Below are 17,674 nucleotides of genomic sequence, written 5' to 3' on the forward strand. Positions count from 1 at the left end.
CGCACGAGCCCGCCCCCTTCATGTGCTCCCGCGGAACAGATTCCGCGGCAATGGATTCGAGTCCTCGATCACCGATCTGCTCGACATCGGACCGGTGGCACCATCCGGGTTCGCCGAGGAGCGTCGAGATCTCCCGGGTCACTCCTCGCGCACCCTCGTTCTCGTACCGGTTCGAGTACCGGTGAGGGTCGTTCCGCCAGGGGCGCGACCTCGGGTGCGACAGGAATCGACGCACCGTGAAATCGACTCCGGGAACCCGGACGCCCGCACTATTTCTGCATTGTGTTCGGATGGCGCACAGAATATTTCGGGCGACTGGCTTTTTCCCGGAAATGACGTATGGTGTGGTCCTGTCGAGTGGTTGTTCATCGAAGATGGAGTGACAATGGCCGACAAGGGCAAGAATCCGAAGAAGCCTGCGAAGTCCCTGAAGGAACGTCGACAGGAGAAGCGGCAGAAGACCGCCGAAGCCGGAGAGTTCATTCGTAAGCGGAAGCGGAGCTGAATCCACTTGCAGGCCATGGATCTCGAAATCGCAGCGCTCGAAGCGCTGTACGAGAAGATAAGTGGATTGTCCGGTCGGGAATCGGGCACCGACGCGCAGCGGCACGGATATCGGTCCGCACTGGCGCGTGCGCGTGTGTTCGTTCTCGACGAGCGTGCCGGCGCGATGAAACAGCCGGCCTGAGAACAGAGAATCGGTACTGGAATGAAGCGGACGCTGCATGCCCTGGACAGGATCCAGGAACGACTCGAGTCGGAATTGGATTCGAGGCCTCCGGCCTCCGAGAAGGACGCCGGTTACCGGTCCGGGATCTCCGAGGCGCTGGTGTGCGTGATGGAGGTGCGGCAGTCGCTCGCACGGTGAGTATGTCGTGAAGCCGGGTCGGGCGTGCGTTCCCCACAGGGAGCGCACGCCCGATCCTGTCGTGGTGGCGCGGTACGGCCCGAACCTGGAGAATGGGAAAGTTCAACTTTCTACCCACAGGAGGCACTCGTGGCCGACGGACCGCTCATCGTCCAGTCCGACAAGACCGTGCTTCTCGAGGTCGACCACGAGGGCGCCGACGCGGCTCGTCAGGCGATCGCACCGTTCGCCGAACTCGAACGCGCCCCCGAGCACATCCACACCTACCGGGTGACGCCGCTGGCACTGTGGAACGCCCGTGCCGCCGGTCACGACGCCGAGCAGGTCGTCGACGCGCTGGTTTCGCATTCCCGGTTCGCTGTCCCGCAGGCCCTGCTCGTCGACATCGTCGACACCATGAGCCGCTACGGGCGTCTCCAGCTGGTCAAGCACCCCGCGCACGGCCTGACCCTGGTCAGCCTCGACCGCGCGGTGCTCGCCGAGGTTCTCCGGAACAAGAAGATCGCGCCGATGCTCGGCGCCCACATCGACGACGACACCGTGATCGTGCACCCGAGCGAACGCGGACGTGTCAAACAGATGCTGCTGAAGATCGGCTGGCCGGCCGAGGACCTCGCCGGCTACGTCGACGGCGAGGCCCACCCCGTCTCGCTGGACTTCGAGACGAACCCGTGGCACCTGCGCGACTACCAGGAACTGGCCGCCGACTCGTTCTGGGCAGGCGGCTCGGGTGTCGTGGTGCTGCCGTGCGGCGCCGGAAAGACCATGGTCGGTGCCGCCGCGATGGCGAAGGCCGGCGCGACGACGCTCATCCTCGTGACGAACACCGTCGCCGGGCGGCAGTGGAAGCGGGAGCTGATCGCCCGCACCTCCCTCACCGAGGAGGAGATCGGCGAGTACTCGGGTGAGAAGAAGGAGATCCGCCCGGTCACCATCGCCACCTACCAGGTGATCACCCGCAAGTCGAAGGGCGAATACCGCAATCTCGAGTTGTTCGACTCCCGCGACTGGGGGCTGATGATCTACGACGAGGTGCACCTGCTGCCGGCACCGGTCTTCCGGATGACCGCCGACCTGCAGTCCCGCCGGCGCCTCGGCCTCACCGCGACCCTCGTGCGCGAGGACGGACGCGAAGGCGACGTCTTCTCGCTCATCGGCCCGAAGCGGTTCGACGCGCCGTGGAAGGACATCGAGGCCCAGGGCTGGATCGCGCCCGCCGACTGTGTGGAGGTTCGCGTCACCCTCACCGATGCCGAGCGCATGGCGTACGCCGTGGCCGAGCCCGAGGAGCGGTACAAGCTGTGCTCGACCGCCCGTACCAAGATCCCGGTGGTGAAGTCGATCCTCGCGCAGCACCGCGATGCACCGACGCTGATCATCGGTGCTTACATCGATCAGCTCGACGAGCTGGGCGAAGCGCTCGACGCCCCCGTCATCAAGGGTTCGACGAAGACGAAGGAACGCGAGGCGCTGTTCGACCGGTTCCGTGCCGGCGAGTTGAAGGTGCTGGTGGTGTCGAAGGTCGCGAACTTCTCCATCGATCTGCCGGAGGCCTCCGTCGCGATCCAGGTGTCGGGCACGTTCGGGTCGCGGCAGGAGGAGGCCCAGCGTCTCGGGCGGCTGTTGCGTCCCAAGCACGACGGCGGGCAGGCCCACTTCTACTCCGTCGTCTCGCGCGACACCCTCGACGCGGAGTACGCCGCGCACCGCCAGCGGTTCCTCGCCGAGCAGGGCTACGCGTACCGGATCACCGATGCCGACGATCTGCTGGGCCCGCAGATCGGCTGACTGCCCGCGGGAGGCCGTTCGGGGCTCCCATAAGCTGGTGGCGTGCGCCGCTTCGACTTCCCCCTGGACCTTCCCCATGCCAAGGCCGTGAACCAGACCCTCGCGGATGTCCGTCGTCTGCGGTGGTCGGCGATATTCGTCGGCGTGGTGTGTGTCGCCGGTGCGGTGGGCCTGTTCCTGCTCGGCGAGAGCTGGTCGTACATCGTCGCCGCCGTGCTGGCCGTGGCGGCCGCGACGTCGGTGTGGGTGGCGCTGTGGGCACCGCGCAAGGTCGGGACCATCGAGCAGCTCTATCACGACAGCCCGCTCGTTCCGGCTGTCGTCGCGGCGAAGCGCGCCCGCGGGTTGACGCTCCTCGCTCTGGTGGACATCGCGAAGCCCGAGACGACGGGCCGGCACTTCGCCCTCGTCACCCGCAACGTGGAAGCGGTCCCCGGCCACCGCATCGCTATCGGCGAGCGGGTGCCGTGTGCCGCGGTCCTCTCCGACCGCACGACCCGCAACGACTCGGGTGTGTGGCAGATGGTCGGGCCGATGCCGATCGCGTGGGGCACCCGCGACAAGAAGGTCATCGCCGATGCCGTCGCACAGATTCCCGACGTCGAGTGGCGCGTGCTGAAGGACCAGCTGAAGAGGGTGGACGAGGTCGATGCCACCGACGAGCGTCGTCTCGAGCTGTCGAGCAAGGAACTGCCGCCGGAATTGCGGTGACCCGGAAGTTCGGTGACATGGAGATTCGCACGCTGACCGACGACGTGGTGGTGCTCTCGCCGCCTCGCTCGGCCGATGTCGACGCCATCACCGAAGCGTGCCGGGACCCGCTGATCGCCCGCTGGACCACCGTGCCCTCTCCCTACACCCGGCCGGACGCGCGGCATTTCGTCGAGGACATCGTTCCGGCCAAGTGGGAGAACGGTTTCCCCGATTGGGCGATACGATCCGCCGCAGACGGGGCGTTGTGCGGCATGGTCGGATTCGTCCCGCGCGAGAGCGCGGATCCGGAGATCGGCTACTGGATCGCCCCGGCCGCGCGGCGCCGGAGTCTCGCGACCGCCGCGGTGCGACTGGCATGCGGTTTCGCGTTCGCCCCGGACGGCCTGAACGTCCGGCGGGTCGCCTGGCGCGCCTTCGTCGGCAACCGTGCCTCCGCTGCCGTCGCACGGCGGGTCGGATTCCGGTACGAGGGCATCGTCCGGAACGGTCTCGTCCAGCGCGGCGTTCCGCGGGACGTGTGGGTCGCCGGGCTGTCTGCCGACGACCCACCCGGACCCGTGGACGGCTGGCCCTTGTAGGCCGTCACGCGAGGTGAGGAAGCACTTCCTTCTCGAGCAGTTCCAGCCCCGAGGTGTCGTAGGCGGCCTCGGGCACGTAGAAGATCGCGTACTCGAGTCCCTGCTTCTTCAGGGCAGTGAGGTTCTCGACGATCTGCTCGGGGGTGCCGACGGCAGGCATCCCCCGGAAGGCGTCGAGCGCCCCGTCGGCCTTCTCCGGTCCCACGATCGGTTCGAGACGGGCCCGCAGCGCCTCGAGTCGGTCCTGCACCTCGGCTTCGGTGCGGCCGATCGCCACGTTGTAGTTGGCCGACCGCACGATCGCGCCGAAGTCGGTGCCGACCTCGGCGCAGTGCTCCCGCAGGATCTCCGATTTGCGCGCGAAACCTTCGGGTGTGCCGTCGAAGTTGGTGTACTGCGCGTACTTCGCGGCGATCTTCAAGGTCACCTTCTCGCCGCCGCCCGCGATCCACAGCGGAATACCGCCCTCCTGCAGCGGAAGCGGACGGACGATCGCGCCGTCGACGGTGTAGTGCCTGCCGGAGAAGGTCGCGGAACCCGTGGTCCAGGCCTGCCGGAGGATCTGTACGCCCTCGTCGAGGCGGCGCAGTCGCTCACCCGCCGACGGGAAACCGTAACCGTATGCGCGCCATTCGTGTTCGTACCAGCCACCGCCGATACCCATCTCGATGCGTCCGCCGGAGATGATGTCGGTGGTGGCCGCGACCTTCGCGAGGTAGGCCGGGTTGCGGTAGGCCATGGCGGTGCACATCTGGCCGATGCGCACGCGCTCGGTGACGGCCGCGAAGGCCGACACGAGGGTCCATGCCTCGTGGGTGGCCTCGTCGGTGGGTGCAGGGACCGTGTGGAAATGGTCGTACACCCAGATCGAGTCCCACGGGCCGCGATCGGCGCGGACCGCGAGGTCGCGCATCACCTGCCACTGGTCGGAGGGATCGATGTCGACGAGGTCCAGTCGCCAGCCCTGGGGGACGAACAATCCGAAGCGCATGCGGGTCCTAAGGTCGAAGTGACGGTGTTCGGTGCCGGTTCGGCCGGCGCCACCTGTTCCAGTGTGCGACGCGGCCACGGCGAGTATCGCGGAACGAAGCGGAACATGCAGGCCGCTCCGAGCAGAGCGAGGCCGACACGGTCGGTGCCCCGGCGGCGAGGGACACCGGGACGACGGCGCCCACGGCGAACGGACCGACGCGCCGAGTTCGCGCGCGAGCAGTGCCGCGACGGGCGCACCCGCACCCCGACCGGCTCCGAAGATCGCGGACGGCACGAAGACCGTCGTGATCGGAGGCTTCGGGCAGTAGCCCTTCGTCGTGCGTCCCCGGCCGGGAGCTCGGATGATCCGGCAGAGCTCACCGGTCGGCGCGCCACCGCGACAGGCGACGTTCGATGGAGACGAGGATGCCGTTGAAGACGAGCCCGACGAGCGAGATCGCGATGATGCCCGCGTACATGTCGGGGATCCGGAAGTTCAACTGCGACGCGGTGATCAGATATCCGAGACCTGCCTTCGCGCCGACCATCTCGGCTGCGATGAGCACCAGGATCGACGACGCCGCCGACATCCGGATACCGGTGAAGATCGTCGGCACCGCTGCGGGCAGGACGACCTTCCGGAACAGGAGGTGCGTCGGAAGACCGAGCGAGCGCGCGGATTTCACCAGCAGCGGATCCACGGTGCGCACACCGGAGATGGTGTTGAGGAGGATCGGGAAGGTGCAGGCGTAGATCACCAACGCGACCTTCGAGGTCTCCCCGATGCCCAGGATCAGGATGAACACCGGGAGCAGCGCGAGCGCGGCCGTGTTGCGGAAGACCTCCAGGATCGGGTTCGACAGGTCGGCGACGGGTTTGTACCATCCGATCGCCGCTCCGAGCGGCACCGCCACGGCGACCGCGACGAAGAACCCCACGAGCGCACGGGAGAGGCTCGCAGCCAGGTGGTCGGCGAGCCGGCCGTCGCCGATCAGGTCGGCGAAGGCACCGACCACGGTGGTGAACGGTGGCAGGAACACCTCGTCGACGAGCCCGACCCGGGGAGCGATCTCCCACAGGGCCAGGAAGGCGACGATCGCCACCGCGGGTTTGACGACACGCCACACCAGGGCGACGGTGCGCCGCCCGGCACTGCGCACCGGCGATCCGGCCGGCACGACGGCGGGCTCGGCGTGGCCGTCGGGCCCGGGCTTCGTCAGAACGGCACTAGTGCTGGACATGCTGGGCCTCTTCCGTTGCCGTGGCGAGTTCGAGGTCGTGCGTGCGGGTCACCTCCGAGTGCAGCAGCGACCAGATGTCGTGCCGCAACGTCCGGAATGCCTCGCTCGAGCGGACGTCGTCGACGTTCCGGTCGATGTCGACGTCGACGATCGTCTTGATCCGGCCCGGTCGGGACGTGAGGACCGCGACGCGCTGCCCGAGATACACGGCTTCGTCGATGCCGTGGGTGATGAACAGGATGGTCTTACCGGTCTCGCGCCGGATGCGGAGCAGTTCGTCCTGCAGGGATTCACGGGTCTGGGCGTCGAGTGCCGCGAACGGCTCGTCCATGAGCAGGACCTCGGGGTCGAAGGCGAGGCTGCGCGCGATGGCGACGCGCTGCTTCATGCCTCCCGACAACTCGTGCGGGTAGCGGTCGCCGAATCCGTGCAGTCCCACGAGATCGAGGTAGTGCCCGGCGAGCTCACGCCGCTCCCGTTTGGGCAGCCCCTTGGCCTCCAGACCGAATTCGATGTTGTGGCGGGCCGTGCGCCACGGGAGCAGTGCGTACTGCTGGAAGACGATTCCGCGATCCAGACCGGGGCCGGTGACGGGACGGCCGTCGAGCAGGATCTGTCCAGAGGTCGGCGTACCGAGACCACCGAGAAGGTCGAGCAGGGTGGACTTTCCGCAACCGCTCGGGCCGACCAGCACGAGGAACTCGCCGTCGGCGAGGTCGATGCTGATGTCGTCGAGAGCGGTGAAGGTATCGCTCGTGCCGCGTACCGGGAACTGCTTGGTGACGTGGTCGATCCGGAGTTTGGGCTCGCTCACTTCGCCTCCACGAGAGGTTCACCGTTCGGGCCGCTGGTGGGTTCGTAGGTGCCGTTGGCGTAGGGATTGAACTCGTTCGTGAAGACGTCGTCGAGGTCGATCTGTCCTTCGTCGAGTTCGCCGTTGCGCGTGAGCCAGTCGATCCAGGTCCGAATCTCCTGGTCGGTGATCACTCCGCCGGGTCCGGCCACGCCGGGGCTGCGCCAGTACTCGACGAGGCTCGTCGACTCGTTGCGTCCGCGCCCCTCGATGATCTCCTTGTACTTCGCGATCACCTCGTCGCGCGGGGTGACCTGCGTCCAGCGGATGGCACGGGCCGTGCCCTGCACCAGATCCGCGACGGCGCCGCGGTTCCGCTCGATGAAGTCGTCGCGGAACACCAGGGTTCCGTAGGAGAACGATCCGAAGAGGGATTCGTCGGTGAACAACGGGCGGATGCCGCCTCGTTCGACGGCGGTCTCACGGAACACGCTGCCGAGCGTTCCGACGTCGATCTGTCCTTCGCGCAGAGCCTGTTCCGTATTGACGGGCGGCACCACGATCAGTTCGACCTGCGCGATCTCCTCCGCGGTCAGGCCCTGCTGGGCGAGCCATTCCCGGACGAGAAATTCGTGGTGGGCGCCGAGGGTGTTCATGCCGACCTTCTTGCCGATCAGATCGCGTGCGGTGCGGATCGGATTGTCCTCGAGGACGAAGTAGCCGGTGAAGGTCTGCTCGTCGGAACCGTAGTAGGCGAGCACGGAGGTCAGCGGGGAGTTGCCGGCCTGCGCCTTGATCACGGCGCCGTTGAACGCGCCACCGAAGTCGACCTGGTTCGTGGCGGTGTTCTGGAGCGACTGGGGGCCGTTGCCGTTGTCTCCGATCCACTCCAGTTCGACGTCTTCGAAGTACCCGAGCGCTTCGGCGAGTTCGGGGAATCCGACCTGGCCGGCCGAACCCTCGTAACGGAGGACGGTTCTTCCGTCCGCGGTGGTGGTCGCCCCCGACCCCGAGCACGCGGTCGCGACGGAGGTGAGGGTGAGAAACGCTGCGGCGGCAGCGACGACGCGCAGACTACTTCTGCGCAGAGGGGATGCGGGCATCAGGATTCGAGTCCTCGTGTCGGCCCGAGGGTACGGGCGCGGTGATGGGTACCCGGCCCTTCCGGGTACAGGAACTACGCACCGGTGGTGCGACGATGGCATGACTGTCGCTCAGCGACAACACAACCGACACTCGGACACGGTCCGTCCCCCTTCGGTGTTCTGCGACGGTGACAGCATCCCCGCCCGGCAGAGGTGGTCACAACGATTGTGCGCAGAGTGATCCGAAGTGGGTGAATCCTCGTCCACGCACGACGAAGGCCGGCACATCGACTGTGCCGGCCTTCGTCGTGGTGGACACGATCCGCGCGGGCGCTTCACCGCCTCGGATCGTGTCCGTCTTCCGTCCCCTACCGATCGACCGGGAGCGGTGGGTGGGTTTCGTACACCGTCTTCCTGGTTGCGGCCGAGGTCAGCGACGGAAGAGCGACCGTATGCCTCGACGCTCGGCGCGGGCCGGGACGGTGTCCTGACCGCAAGTGCAGCGATCGGCGGCGGGGACGGAACGCAGGACGGCGTCGACATGCTGTCCGCATCCACCCCATCCGGTCTTTCCGCAGTTCGGGCAGGCGACGGGGTAACACATGAGAGTCCTCCTCGATGAGAGTTCGCTACGGACCCGGCGACGGGGTCAGGAGCGCGAGGCTGCGCGTTGTTCGGCAACCCGGTTGTGGATCTCGGCCATGTCGAGGGCCTCGATCCGGGTGATCAGGTCCTCGAGAGCCTGTGCCGGCAACGCGCCGGGCTGCGAGTAGACGAGCACACCCTCCCGGAAGGCCATGATCGTCGGAATCGAGCGGATGTTCGCCGTGGCGGCGAGTTGCTGTTCGGCTTCGGTGTCGACCTTGGCATGCACGATCTCGGGGTGCGCCTGCGACGACTTCTCGAAGACCGGCCCGAAGGCGCGGCACGGGCCGCACCACGATGCCCAGAAGTCGACGAGCACGATGTCGTTGCCGAGAACAGTGGATTCGAAGTCCGCCATCGTGAGGTTCTTCGTCGTCATGAGTTCTGCTTCCTTCTCGGGGTCGGAACGATCAGGCGGGGACGTGAGATTCGGCCCATGCGTTGTAGCCGCCGAGCAGATCCGTGACGTTCTCGAAGCCCTGGGCCCGCAACAGTGAGGCCGCGACGCTCGAACGCCATCCCCCCGCACAGTGCACGACGATCGGCTTGCCGGACGGGACCTGGTCCAAGCGGGTACGCAACTGGGCCAGCGGGATCGGCACCGCACCCGGAATGGTTCCGAACTCGCGCTCACCGGGATTGCGGATGTCGACGAGGGTGACCGCGTCGGCGGCGAGCAACCGGTCGAGTTCGTCGACCGATGTCCTGGATGCGGTCTCGACCAGATCGGCCAGTTCCGCCGGGAACACCCCGTCCCGATCGACGTTCAGATATCCTGCAGCGCCGTCCGATCCGATTCGGGCCAGACGCACCGCGGCGTCCTGCTCCTCGCCGGGATAGGTGATCAGTACGATCTTCTCGCCCACCTCGGCGACCATGCCGCCGGTCTCGGCGAAACGCCCGTCGAATCCGACGTTGATCGAACCGCGCAGATGCCCGGCGGCGAAGTCGTCGACGCTGCGCGCATCGAGGACACGCGTGCCGGCGGCGAGTTCCGCCTTCATCCGCTGGAGGCTCAGCTCGGGAATCGTGTGGTCCTGCGCCAGAAGCGGGTGCATCCGCTTGTTCATCGCGGCGTCGACCGAGAAGTACGACGGTGCGGCCGGCTGACCTTCGGTGACCAGGGCGACGAAGTCGTCCTCGCTCATCGGCTGCACGGACGGGTTGGTGGCGCGCTGTTCGCCGATGGTCGAGGTGAGTTCGGTCGACAGGTTCTTCCCGCAGGACGAGCCGGCACCGTGAGCAGGCATGACGACGACTTCGTCGGGCAATGTCAGCAGCTTCTCGTGCACGGTGCGGTACATCGCGCGAGCCAGATCGGCACTCGAGCCGTCGCCGAGGTTGACCAGATCGGGACGCCCGACGTCGCCGATGAACAGCGAGTCCCCGGTGAGCACTGCGGCCGGGACGGCGCCGGAATGCTCGCGCACCAGCACCGAGATCGACTCCCAGGTGTGGCCCGGGGTGGACAGGATCTCGAGTTCGACCTCCCCCAGCGACAACTTCTCGCCGTCACGCAGACGGCGGATCGGGTAGTCGGTCTCCGCCGCTTCACCGAATCCGATCCACGCACCCGTGGCGTCGACCAGCTCGAGATGACCGGAGACGAAGTCCGCGTGGAAGTGGGTGTTGATCACACCCTCGATGGTCAGGCCGTACTTCTCTGCGTCGGAAAGATATTCGGTGATGTCGCGGCGGGGATCGACCACGACCGCCCTGCCCGTGTTCTCGTCACCGATGAGGTAGGACGCATGGGAGAGGCACTCGATGTAGTACTGCTCGAGAATCATGGATTCCTCCGTTGCTGGATCCGGATGGCGTTCCGGTGATATGGACATCGTGGCATATACCCCCTAGGGTATGTCAAGTACCCCCCGGGGTATCGGTTCGCTTCCGGAGCCCGGCCCTGCCGGGACGATCACATTTCTTGCTCATACCCCCAGGGGTATGTATACGATGGTCCTGCAATACCCCCGGGGGCACCTCCTCGAACCCCTACCGATCCTCATGCTCGAAAGGCCACTCATGACCGAGTCCCCTACCGCCACCGTCGATCCGAATTCCCTGCACGAATCGATCGATTCGGGCGGGCCCGTACGGATCGTCGACGTCCGGACTCCCGGCGAGTTCGAGTCCGTGCACATTCCCGGCGCCTACAACGTCCCCCTCGACCTGCTGCGTGAGCATCGCGACGAGTTCTGCGCCCATCTCGACGAGAACGTCGTACTGGTGTGCCGCTCCGGGCAGCGTGCCGGCCAGGCCGAACAGGCCCTACGTGAAGCAGGGTTGCCGAACCTCCACATCCTCGAGGGCGGCATGCTCGGCTGGGAATCGGCCGGCCTGCCCGTCAACCGCGGCGCCGATCGATGGGATCTCGAACGCCAGGTCCGGCTCGTCGCCGGCTCGCTCGTCCTGGGCTCGGTTCTCGGAAGCATCGCCGTGCCGAAACTCAAGTGGCTCGCTGCCGGCATCGGCGGCGGGTTGACCTTCGCCGCGCTGTCGGACACCTGCGCGATGGGCATGCTGCTGTCCAAGCTGCCCTACAACCGCGGGGCACAGTGGGATCTCCAGAACGTCGTCACCCAGTTGACCGGAGGTCCGTCCTGCCCGGCCGAAAGGAAACTGGCATGGTCGCGCTGACCGTAGCCCTGGCGGTCCTGGTCGGCGTCACCCTCGGACTGCTCGGCGGCGGGGGCTCGATTCTCACCGTCCCCCTACTCGCTTACGTCGCAGGGATGGATGCAAAGGAGGCGATCGCCACCTCGCTGCTGGTCGTGGGTGTCACCAGTGCGGTCGGCGCGATCTCCCACGCTCGCGCCGGCCGCGTGCAGTGGCGTACCGGCATCCTGTTCGGCCTGGCCGGCATGGTCGGCGCCTACGGCGGTGGTCTGCTCTCGCGCTTCATTCCGGGCACCGTACTGCTGCTCGGCTTCGCCGTGATGATGATCGCCACAGCGATCGCCATGCTCCGCGGCCGCAAGAACAAGGCTGCGGCCGGCGAGGGCGACGCTGCGATGCCCGTCGGCAAGATCCTGCTCGACGGTGTCGTGGTCGGCCTGGTCACCGGTCTCGTCGGTGCCGGCGGCGGCTTCCTCGTCGTGCCGGCCCTGGCATTGCTCGGCGGCCTGCCCATGCCGATCGCGGTCGGCACGTCGCTGATCGTGATCGCCATGAAGTCCTTCGCCGGACTCGGAGGCTATCTGTCCACCGTGCAGATCGACTGGCGTCTCGCGGCGATGGTCACCGGTGCCGCCGTCGTGGGCAGCCTCATCGGCGGCCGCCTGACCTCGCTGGTCGATCCGGACACCCTGCGCAAGAGCTTCGGCTGGTTCGTGCTGATCATGTCCTCCGTCATCCTCGCGCAGGAGATCCACCCCGGCGTCGGCATTGCCACGGCGGCACTCACCGTGGTTGCCGCCGGCGCCACCTATGTCTGCAACCGCAGCGAGCACTGCCCGCTGCAACGCCTCGGAGGACGCTCTCGCACCGCCGTGGCGGCGGGCTGAACGCACGACCCGGAAGCACTCACCCGTTCTCGACAGACCCGAACCGAGGAGTTCGCCATGGAGGAAGTCGACACTGTCGCTCTGATCACGGCGTGGGAGTCCGGAGCTCCGGTGCTCGATGTCCGCGAGGACTACGAGTACATCCGGGGCCACGTCCCCGGCGCCCGGTCGATCCCCCTCCCCGAACTGTCCGCCCGCGTGGGGGAGGTACCGCCGGGAGAGACCGTCTACGTGATCTGTGCGTCCGGAAACCGGAGCAAGCGCGGAGCCGAGATCCTCGAATCCGCGGGACGGTCCGCAGTGTCCGTCGCCGGCGGGACGAGGGCGTGGGTCTCCGCGGGTCGGGAAGTGCGGCGCGGACCCACCCCCTGAGCGCCGCGCCGAACTTCTTCACCAGCGGCCTGCATGCCGCCTTCGATGACGGCATGCAGGCCGTAGAGTGGAACTTCGCCGGGCAGGGCCCGGACGATGGTGAAACGAAAGCGGTGACACGGACGTGATGGGCCTCGGCGAGCTGGAATCGGCGATCATGGACGTGCTGTGGCAGAGCGACGAACCCCTTCGAGTACGCGACGTGCTGGCACGCCTCGAGCCCGACCGGTCGCCGGCCTACACGACCGTGATGACGGTCCTGGACAACCTGCACACCAAGGGCATGGTCACCCGCAGCCGAATCGGCCGTGGTTACAGCTACCGCGCAACCCGTAGCCGCGAGGAAACCGCGGCAGAACTTCTGCGGCACGTGCTCCGGACGTCCGGTGACGCCGAACAGGTCATGCTGCACTTCGCCAGTTCTGCGACGGAGGACGAATCCCGGATCCTGCGCCGCGCCGCCCGGCGGACCACGGCCCGCAACCGCGGGAACCTGCCCTCGTGATCGTTGCAGCAGCACTGTTCGTGGCAGCGCTCGTCCTCGGTTTCGCGGCGCCGCGATGGCTTTCGCATCTGGCCTCCCCGGGCCGCGATCCGCGCGGTGCGCTCACCGCGTGGGTATCGACCGAGGTCCTGTTCGTCGCGGCACTGGCCGGTGGTCCCCTGGCGGTAGCCACGCGACCCGGTTTGCAGATCGATCATCTGCCGGTACCGGCCTCGTGTGTGCGTACGGCGCGGGACGAAGGATTGCTGCCGTGGTTGCCCTATCTGGAGACAGCGCTGTGGGTGGTCGCGGGCGCGGTTCTCGTGCGGATCGCCGTGGTGGTGTCCCGTTCGTACCGCAGGCACCGCCGCGAAACCGTTGCCCACCTCAACCTGGTCCGCATCCTCGGAAGGATCCGGAGGCACGCCGGGGGTGAAGTCATCTGGTTGCAGGACACCGCCTGCGCGGCATACAGCATCGGCGGCCGTAACGGCACTGTCGTGGCCGGCGAGGGACTGAAAGCGCTGGACCCACCGACGCGTCGGGCGGTACTCGATCACGAGTACGCACACATCCGCGGTCGCCACCATGTGCTGGTGGCGATCAGCGGGGCCCTGAGGACGGCGTTGCCGTTCGTGCCGCTGTGCCGCCAGGGAGCGCCGTGGATACGTGTGCTCGTCGAGTTGGCAGCAGATCGCCGGGCCGCGCAGTCCTGCGGACACGATGCGGTCCGCGATGCTCTGCTCCGGTGCGCAACGACGCTCGATCCGGCGGCACGAGAAGAAGTATCCGACGGGTATCTCGACGCGAGGCTCCGGTGGTTGAGTCCGGTTCGCAGGTCCGGCCGTTCGCACCGCGTACTCGCTCGTTCTTTCGCCACTCGTCCTTTCGCAGTGGCCTTGTCCGCTCTTCCCGCATTCCTCACGGGAGTCTCCGTCGTCGGAATCGTGACCGCGTCCTGCCTCACCGTGTGATCGGCGATTCACAGGAGTCGTCGCAGGGACGCCGCCGCCACCGGTAGAGAACGGCGCCGGCGAGCAGGGCCAGCGAGAGGACGGCGAGGATCGGCTGTAGCGGGGCCCACCATCCGAGTGCTCCGGACGCGCCGATCGTGACGAGCACCACTTTGTTGCAGACCGGGCAGCCCACGGCGAACACGGTCAGCATCACTCCGGCCGCGGGTGTCGCCGTCCGCGGACTGCCGGAGTGGGAGTTCTGTAGACCGAACCACAGCGCGGTCAGCACCACGGTCGCGCCGAGCACCGGGTATTCCCACCAGCGCACCGGGATCTCCCGGCCGAACCACGGATTCGCGAGGATGTCCGTCGGTACGCCGACGACCAGAAGAGTGATCACCCCCGCGGCCACCGCTCGGAGCAGGGCTCTGGTCCGATACGAATTCTTCTGAGCGATTGCGGGATTGCGAGTCTCGAGAGCTGCGGGAGGGGTGGTCACATCGGGATCCTTGTCGACGGAGAGTGGCACAACTACTAACCAGCTTAGTAGCGCGAGCTACTATCCTGCTTAGTAGTTCGGGGCGGTCGATCCACTCCGGCACGACCGACCGTGGAGGCACGCATGACCCCGACGAAACACACCGTCCGCACCCGGCGGGACCTGTGGCTGCTCGGCGCGCTCGGCGTCGTCGTCGCGGTTCTGCTCGCGTTTCTCGTCGTCGGCCGCACCGGCGCCGAAGATGCGGCCGAACCTGTGACGACTCCACAGATGGGACCGGTCGGAGATATGTCACGGCGCATCGACGGTGACCCGTTGGCGATCGGCGCGGTGGATGCTCCCGTGGTGTTGGTCGAGTATTCCGACTACCGCTGCCCGTTCTGCGCCAAGTTCAGCCGCGACGTCGAGCCGGCTCTGATCGACAAGTACGTCGACGAGGGCATTCTGCGCATGGAATGGCGCGATCTTCCGATCTTCGGCGACCAATCGATGGCCGCTGCCCGTGCCGGACGCGCCGCCGCCGCACAGGGGAAGTTCTGGGAGTTCAACGCGACCGTCTACGCAGCTTCCCCCGATCGCGGCCATCCCGACCTCACGCCGGAATCTCTGCGCAGCTTCGCAGCCGAGGCCGGAGTGCCCGACCTGGATCGATTCGGCCGGGAGGCCGCGGACCCGTCTGTCGACCAGGCCATCTACGCCGACATGCTCGAGGCGAACACCATCGGCGTATCGAGTACGCCGTCGTTCGTGATCAACGGCACCCCGATCCTGGGCGCACAGCCGCTCGGAGTCTTCGAGCAGGTCATCGAGGCAGCGGCCGGGGTGGCGGAGTGACCGAGATCGGCCTGCTCGGCGCTCTGCTCGGCGGCGTACTCTCCCTGCTCAGTCCGTGCTCGGCGCTGCTGCTGCCCTCGTTCTTCGCGTATGCCTTCGACGGCGCGGGGCGCCTGGCGGCGCGCACGGCACTCTTCTACGCGGGATTGACCTCGGTACTCGCGCCCCTGGGAGCCGGACTGGGATTGATCGGTGCGCTCCTGACCCAGCACCGCGCCTTGGTCACCCTGGTCAGTGGCACCATTCTCATCGGTCTCGGCATCATGACCGTTGCCGGCGGAGGCTTCGCGTCGAAGTCGGCGCAGCAAGCCGCGAACTCGCTGACCGGCTCCGGCGCCCTGTCGGTGTTCGCGCTCGGAGCCGTGTACGGATTCGCAGGATTCTGCTCCGGACCCCTGCTCGGGAGCGTGCTGACCATCGCGGTCGCCGGGGGGCACCCGCTGCACGGGGCCGTGCTGATGGCCGTCTATGCCCTCGGTATGGCGCTGCCGCTGTTCGCACTGGCCCTCGCGTGGGAACGATTCGAGCTGCGAAAGCGCACCTGGCTACGAGGACGTCCCATCACCCTCGGCCCCCTGCGAACCCATACCACGTCTTTGATCTCGGGGCTGCTGTTCATCGGCATCGGCGTGCTGTTTCTCGTCACGGACGGCACCGCGAATCTCACCGGTCCGATGGGTGTCGACGAGCAGTTCGATCTGCAAGTAGCACTCGGCCGGTGGACGCAGGAGGTGCCCGTCGTCCCGATTCTCCTGATCGTCACGCTCGTCGCGTTCTTCGTCGTCATGCGCCGCGTGGTGCGGCAACGGCAAAGACGCTGACACGCGCCACCGCGATCCTCGGGTCGCTCGCCGGATGCCCTCGGTCGCACGACTCACACCCCCGATTTGATACCCCCGGGGGTACACTGGTCTGCAGAACTAGGAAAGGACGCCTCCATGGTCGGCGACGAAGACAGCATCGCATTGGTACTCAACCGGCTGCGCCGCGCGCAGGGGCAGCTCGGCGGAGTGATCGCGATGATCGAACAGGGCCGGGACTGCAAGGACGTCGTCACTCAGCTTGCAGCCGTGTCGCGCGCGCTGGACCGCGCCGGTTTCAAGATCGTGGCGAGCGGCCTGAAGGAATGCATGAACGGCAATGCCGAGGACGGCAAGGAACCGATGACCGAGGTCGAACTCGAGAAGCTCTTCCTCGCCCTGGCCTGACCCCTCCCCGTCCGAGAGAAAGCAGGACACCCATGACACTCGCACTCTCGACCACCCTGCACACCTCGTTCCCCGACGCGGTCGAACGCACCCGTAAGGCGCTGTCCGAGCAAGGATTCGGCGTGCTCACCGAGATCGACATGAAGGCCACCCTGAAGGCGAAGCTCGGCGAGGACATGGAGGATTACGTGATCCTCGGGGCATGCAATCCGCCACTGGCGCACCGCGCAGTGACGGTAGACAGGCAGATCGGGCTCCTGCTCCCCTGCAACGTCGTGGTCCGCACCGATCCGAACAACCCGGAAACGGTCGTGGTCGACGCGATGAACCCGCAGATGATGGTGCAGGTCGCCGATCAACCGGGACTCGCGGAGGTCGCCGACGACGCCACCACCGCCCTGCAGGCCGCAATCGATTCGCTGAAGGCGGACGTACCGGGGAACTGAAGGCGACACCACGAAGGCCGGCACAGAGCTGTGCCGGCCTTCGCCGACCGTCTCGAGTTTCGCAGGGTCGGCCCAGAACGGAAGTTGCCGGGCGTGCTCCACGAAGTCGCGCAGGTCGTTCGGAAGCCCTTCGGGCAACGGCCGAGAGTTCTTCCGCCCGGCAGTTCCTCGTTCCCATGGCGCTTCCGGACGTTCAGTCGACGCGGTAGTACCGCCCGGCATCGTCCAATCGTGCACGCAATGCGTCGATCGCCGGCCGTTGCCCCTTGTGCAGCTTCGTCTCGGCGTCCGCCGCGACGACCCAGCGCGCCTCGTCCACCTCCGGGATGGTGATCCGCTTGCCGGATCGCGGGGGCCATTCGACCTCGCACGTATTGCTCTCGACGAACTTCAGCTCCTCCGCCGTCTCCCCCGCGTAGATGCTGACGATCTTGCCGGACGACTGCCGGTAGCGACCCAGCAACGACAACGGCACATCCGGGGGCTCGATCCCGCATTCCTCGGTGAACTCGCGCAGGGCGACCTCGCGAGGATCCTCCTCGGGCCCGTACTCTCCCTTCGGTACCGACCAGGCGGCTTCGTCCTTCCCCTTCCAGTACGGACCGCCGGGGTGGACGAGCCACACGCCGAGCAGTCCGGTGTCGTCGATGCGATAGAACAGCAGACCCGCACTGGTGACGGCCAT

General features: G+C 67.1%; 22 protein-coding genes. 14 read left to right on the forward strand and 8 right to left on the reverse strand.

The annotated features are described in order from the left end of the window. Nucleotides 1–520 precede the first annotated feature (520 nt). The 5 genes from A8G18_RS23105 (at nt 521) to A8G18_RS17025 (ending at nt 3,948) form a co-directional block, all read left to right on the forward strand. The gene (locus A8G18_RS23105; RefSeq protein WP_016932729.1) at nt 521–688 is read left to right on the forward strand and encodes a hypothetical protein; all 168 of its coding nucleotides are present in this window, start codon (nt 521–523) and stop codon (nt 686–688) included. 21 nt (nt 689–709) lie between these two features. Continuing rightward, nucleotides 710–868 carry a hypothetical protein gene (locus A8G18_RS23110; protein ID WP_016932728.1) on the forward strand — a complete coding sequence of 53 codons (159 nt, stop codon included), beginning with the start codon at nt 710–712 and terminating at the stop codon, nt 866–868. 129 nt (nt 869–997) lie between these two features. After that, nucleotides 998–2,656: a DNA repair helicase XPB gene (locus tag A8G18_RS17015; protein WP_064064780.1), complete on the forward strand. Its 1,659-nt coding sequence runs from the start codon at nt 998–1,000 to the stop codon at nt 2,654–2,656. Nucleotides 2,657–2,698: 42 nt separating this feature from the next. Next, a complete protein-coding gene (locus A8G18_RS17020) occupies nt 2,699–3,367 on the forward strand; it encodes a DUF3239 domain-containing protein (protein WP_016932726.1) in 669 nt (222 codons plus the stop codon). 17 nt (nt 3,368–3,384) lie between these two features. Then, nucleotides 3,385–3,948 (forward strand): GNAT family N-acetyltransferase, encoded by a 564-nt coding sequence (locus tag A8G18_RS17025; protein ID WP_064064802.1) that lies wholly within the window; start codon nt 3,385–3,387, stop codon nt 3,946–3,948. Between the two features lie 4 nt (nt 3,949–3,952). Here A8G18_RS17025 and A8G18_RS17030 read toward each other — a convergent pair whose 3' ends face one another. The 6 genes from A8G18_RS17030 to A8G18_RS17060 all read right to left on the reverse strand — a co-directional run bounded on the left by A8G18_RS17030 (nt 3,953) and on the right by A8G18_RS17060 (nt 10,474). Further along, nucleotides 3,953–4,939 (reverse strand): LLM class F420-dependent oxidoreductase, encoded by a 987-nt coding sequence (locus tag A8G18_RS17030; protein WP_064064781.1) that lies wholly within the window; start codon nt 4,937–4,939, stop codon nt 3,953–3,955. Between the two features lie 358 nt (nt 4,940–5,297). Beyond that, nucleotides 5,298–6,161 carry an ABC transporter permease gene (locus tag A8G18_RS17040; protein WP_064064783.1) on the reverse strand — a complete coding sequence of 288 codons (864 nt, stop codon included), beginning with the start codon at nt 6,159–6,161 and terminating at the stop codon, nt 5,298–5,300. Then, a complete protein-coding gene (locus A8G18_RS17045) occupies nt 6,148–6,975 on the reverse strand; it encodes an ABC transporter ATP-binding protein (RefSeq protein ID WP_064064784.1) in 828 nt (275 codons plus the stop codon). The genes A8G18_RS17040 and A8G18_RS17045 overlap by 14 nt, the downstream gene beginning before the upstream one ends. Next, complete coding sequence (locus A8G18_RS17050) at nt 6,972–8,057, reverse strand: ABC transporter substrate-binding protein (protein WP_064064785.1); 1,086 nt, start codon at nt 8,055–8,057, stop codon at nt 6,972–6,974. The genes A8G18_RS17045 and A8G18_RS17050 overlap by 4 nt, the downstream gene beginning before the upstream one ends. A 631-nt stretch (nt 8,058–8,688) precedes the next feature. Continuing rightward, complete coding sequence (gene trxA, locus A8G18_RS17055) at nt 8,689–9,063, reverse strand: thioredoxin (protein WP_016932381.1); 375 nt, start codon at nt 9,061–9,063, stop codon at nt 8,689–8,691. Nucleotides 9,064–9,094: 31 nt separating this feature from the next. Next, complete coding sequence (locus A8G18_RS17060) at nt 9,095–10,474, reverse strand: MBL fold metallo-hydrolase (RefSeq protein ID WP_064064786.1); 1,380 nt, start codon at nt 10,472–10,474, stop codon at nt 9,095–9,097. A gap of 235 nt (nt 10,475–10,709) precedes the next feature. Between A8G18_RS17060 and A8G18_RS17065 the strand changes: the two genes are divergently transcribed. The 5 genes from A8G18_RS17065 (at nt 10,710) to A8G18_RS17085 (ending at nt 14,020) form a co-directional block, all read left to right on the forward strand. Then, nucleotides 10,710–11,324, forward strand: coding sequence for a rhodanese-like domain-containing protein (locus A8G18_RS17065; protein ID WP_016932383.1), 615 nt, complete (start codon nt 10,710–10,712; stop codon nt 11,322–11,324). Further along, complete coding sequence (locus tag A8G18_RS17070; protein WP_016932384.1) at nt 11,312–12,190, forward strand: sulfite exporter TauE/SafE family protein; 879 nt, start codon at nt 11,312–11,314, stop codon at nt 12,188–12,190. Before A8G18_RS17065 ends, A8G18_RS17070 begins: the two co-directional genes overlap by 13 nt. Nucleotides 12,191–12,247: 57 nt before the next feature. After that, nucleotides 12,248–12,562, forward strand: coding sequence for a rhodanese-like domain-containing protein (locus A8G18_RS17075; RefSeq protein ID WP_016932385.1), 315 nt, complete (start codon nt 12,248–12,250; stop codon nt 12,560–12,562). 127 nt (nt 12,563–12,689) lie between these two features. Beyond that, the gene (locus tag A8G18_RS17080) at nt 12,690–13,067 is read left to right on the forward strand and encodes a BlaI/MecI/CopY family transcriptional regulator (RefSeq protein WP_016932386.1); all 378 of its coding nucleotides are present in this window, start codon (nt 12,690–12,692) and stop codon (nt 13,065–13,067) included. Next, nucleotides 13,064–14,020, forward strand: coding sequence for a M56 family metallopeptidase (locus tag A8G18_RS17085; RefSeq protein WP_064064787.1), 957 nt, complete (start codon nt 13,064–13,066; stop codon nt 14,018–14,020). The genes A8G18_RS17080 and A8G18_RS17085 overlap by 4 nt, the downstream gene beginning before the upstream one ends. Here the strand turns inward: A8G18_RS17085 and A8G18_RS17090 are convergent. Continuing rightward, nucleotides 14,010–14,501 carry a hypothetical protein gene (locus A8G18_RS17090; protein WP_232284677.1) on the reverse strand — a complete coding sequence of 164 codons (492 nt, stop codon included), beginning with the start codon at nt 14,499–14,501 and terminating at the stop codon, nt 14,010–14,012. The genes A8G18_RS17085 and A8G18_RS17090 overlap by 11 nt on opposite strands. A 123-nt stretch (nt 14,502–14,624) precedes the next feature. On the opposite strand from A8G18_RS17090, the gene A8G18_RS17095 reads away from it, so the two are divergent. The 4 genes from A8G18_RS17095 (at nt 14,625) to A8G18_RS17110 (ending at nt 16,989) form a co-directional block, all read left to right on the forward strand. Beyond that, nucleotides 14,625–15,335 (forward strand): DsbA family protein, encoded by a 711-nt coding sequence (locus tag A8G18_RS17095; RefSeq protein ID WP_016932390.1) that lies wholly within the window; start codon nt 14,625–14,627, stop codon nt 15,333–15,335. Further along, nucleotides 15,332–16,156: a cytochrome c biogenesis CcdA family protein gene (locus A8G18_RS17100; protein WP_016932391.1), complete on the forward strand. Its 825-nt coding sequence runs from the start codon at nt 15,332–15,334 to the stop codon at nt 16,154–16,156. Before A8G18_RS17095 ends, A8G18_RS17100 begins: the two co-directional genes overlap by 4 nt. Before the next feature lie 117 nt (nt 16,157–16,273). After that, nucleotides 16,274–16,543: a metal-sensitive transcriptional regulator gene (locus A8G18_RS17105; protein WP_006551708.1), complete on the forward strand. Its 270-nt coding sequence runs from the start codon at nt 16,274–16,276 to the stop codon at nt 16,541–16,543. A gap of 32 nt (nt 16,544–16,575) precedes the next feature. Then, nucleotides 16,576–16,989, forward strand: coding sequence for a DUF302 domain-containing protein (locus A8G18_RS17110; protein WP_064064788.1), 414 nt, complete (start codon nt 16,576–16,578; stop codon nt 16,987–16,989). Nucleotides 16,990–17,182: 193 nt separating this feature from the next. Here the strand turns inward: A8G18_RS17110 and A8G18_RS17115 are convergent, their stop codons facing one another. Next, on the reverse strand, nt 17,183–17,674 hold the full coding sequence (locus tag A8G18_RS17115; protein WP_026002898.1) for an NUDIX hydrolase: 492 nt from the start codon (nt 17,672–17,674) through the stop codon (nt 17,183–17,185).

The organism is Rhodococcus gordoniae (assembly GCF_001646655.1).
GTDB lineage: Bacteria > Actinomycetota > Actinomycetes > Mycobacteriales > Mycobacteriaceae > Rhodococcus > Rhodococcus gordoniae.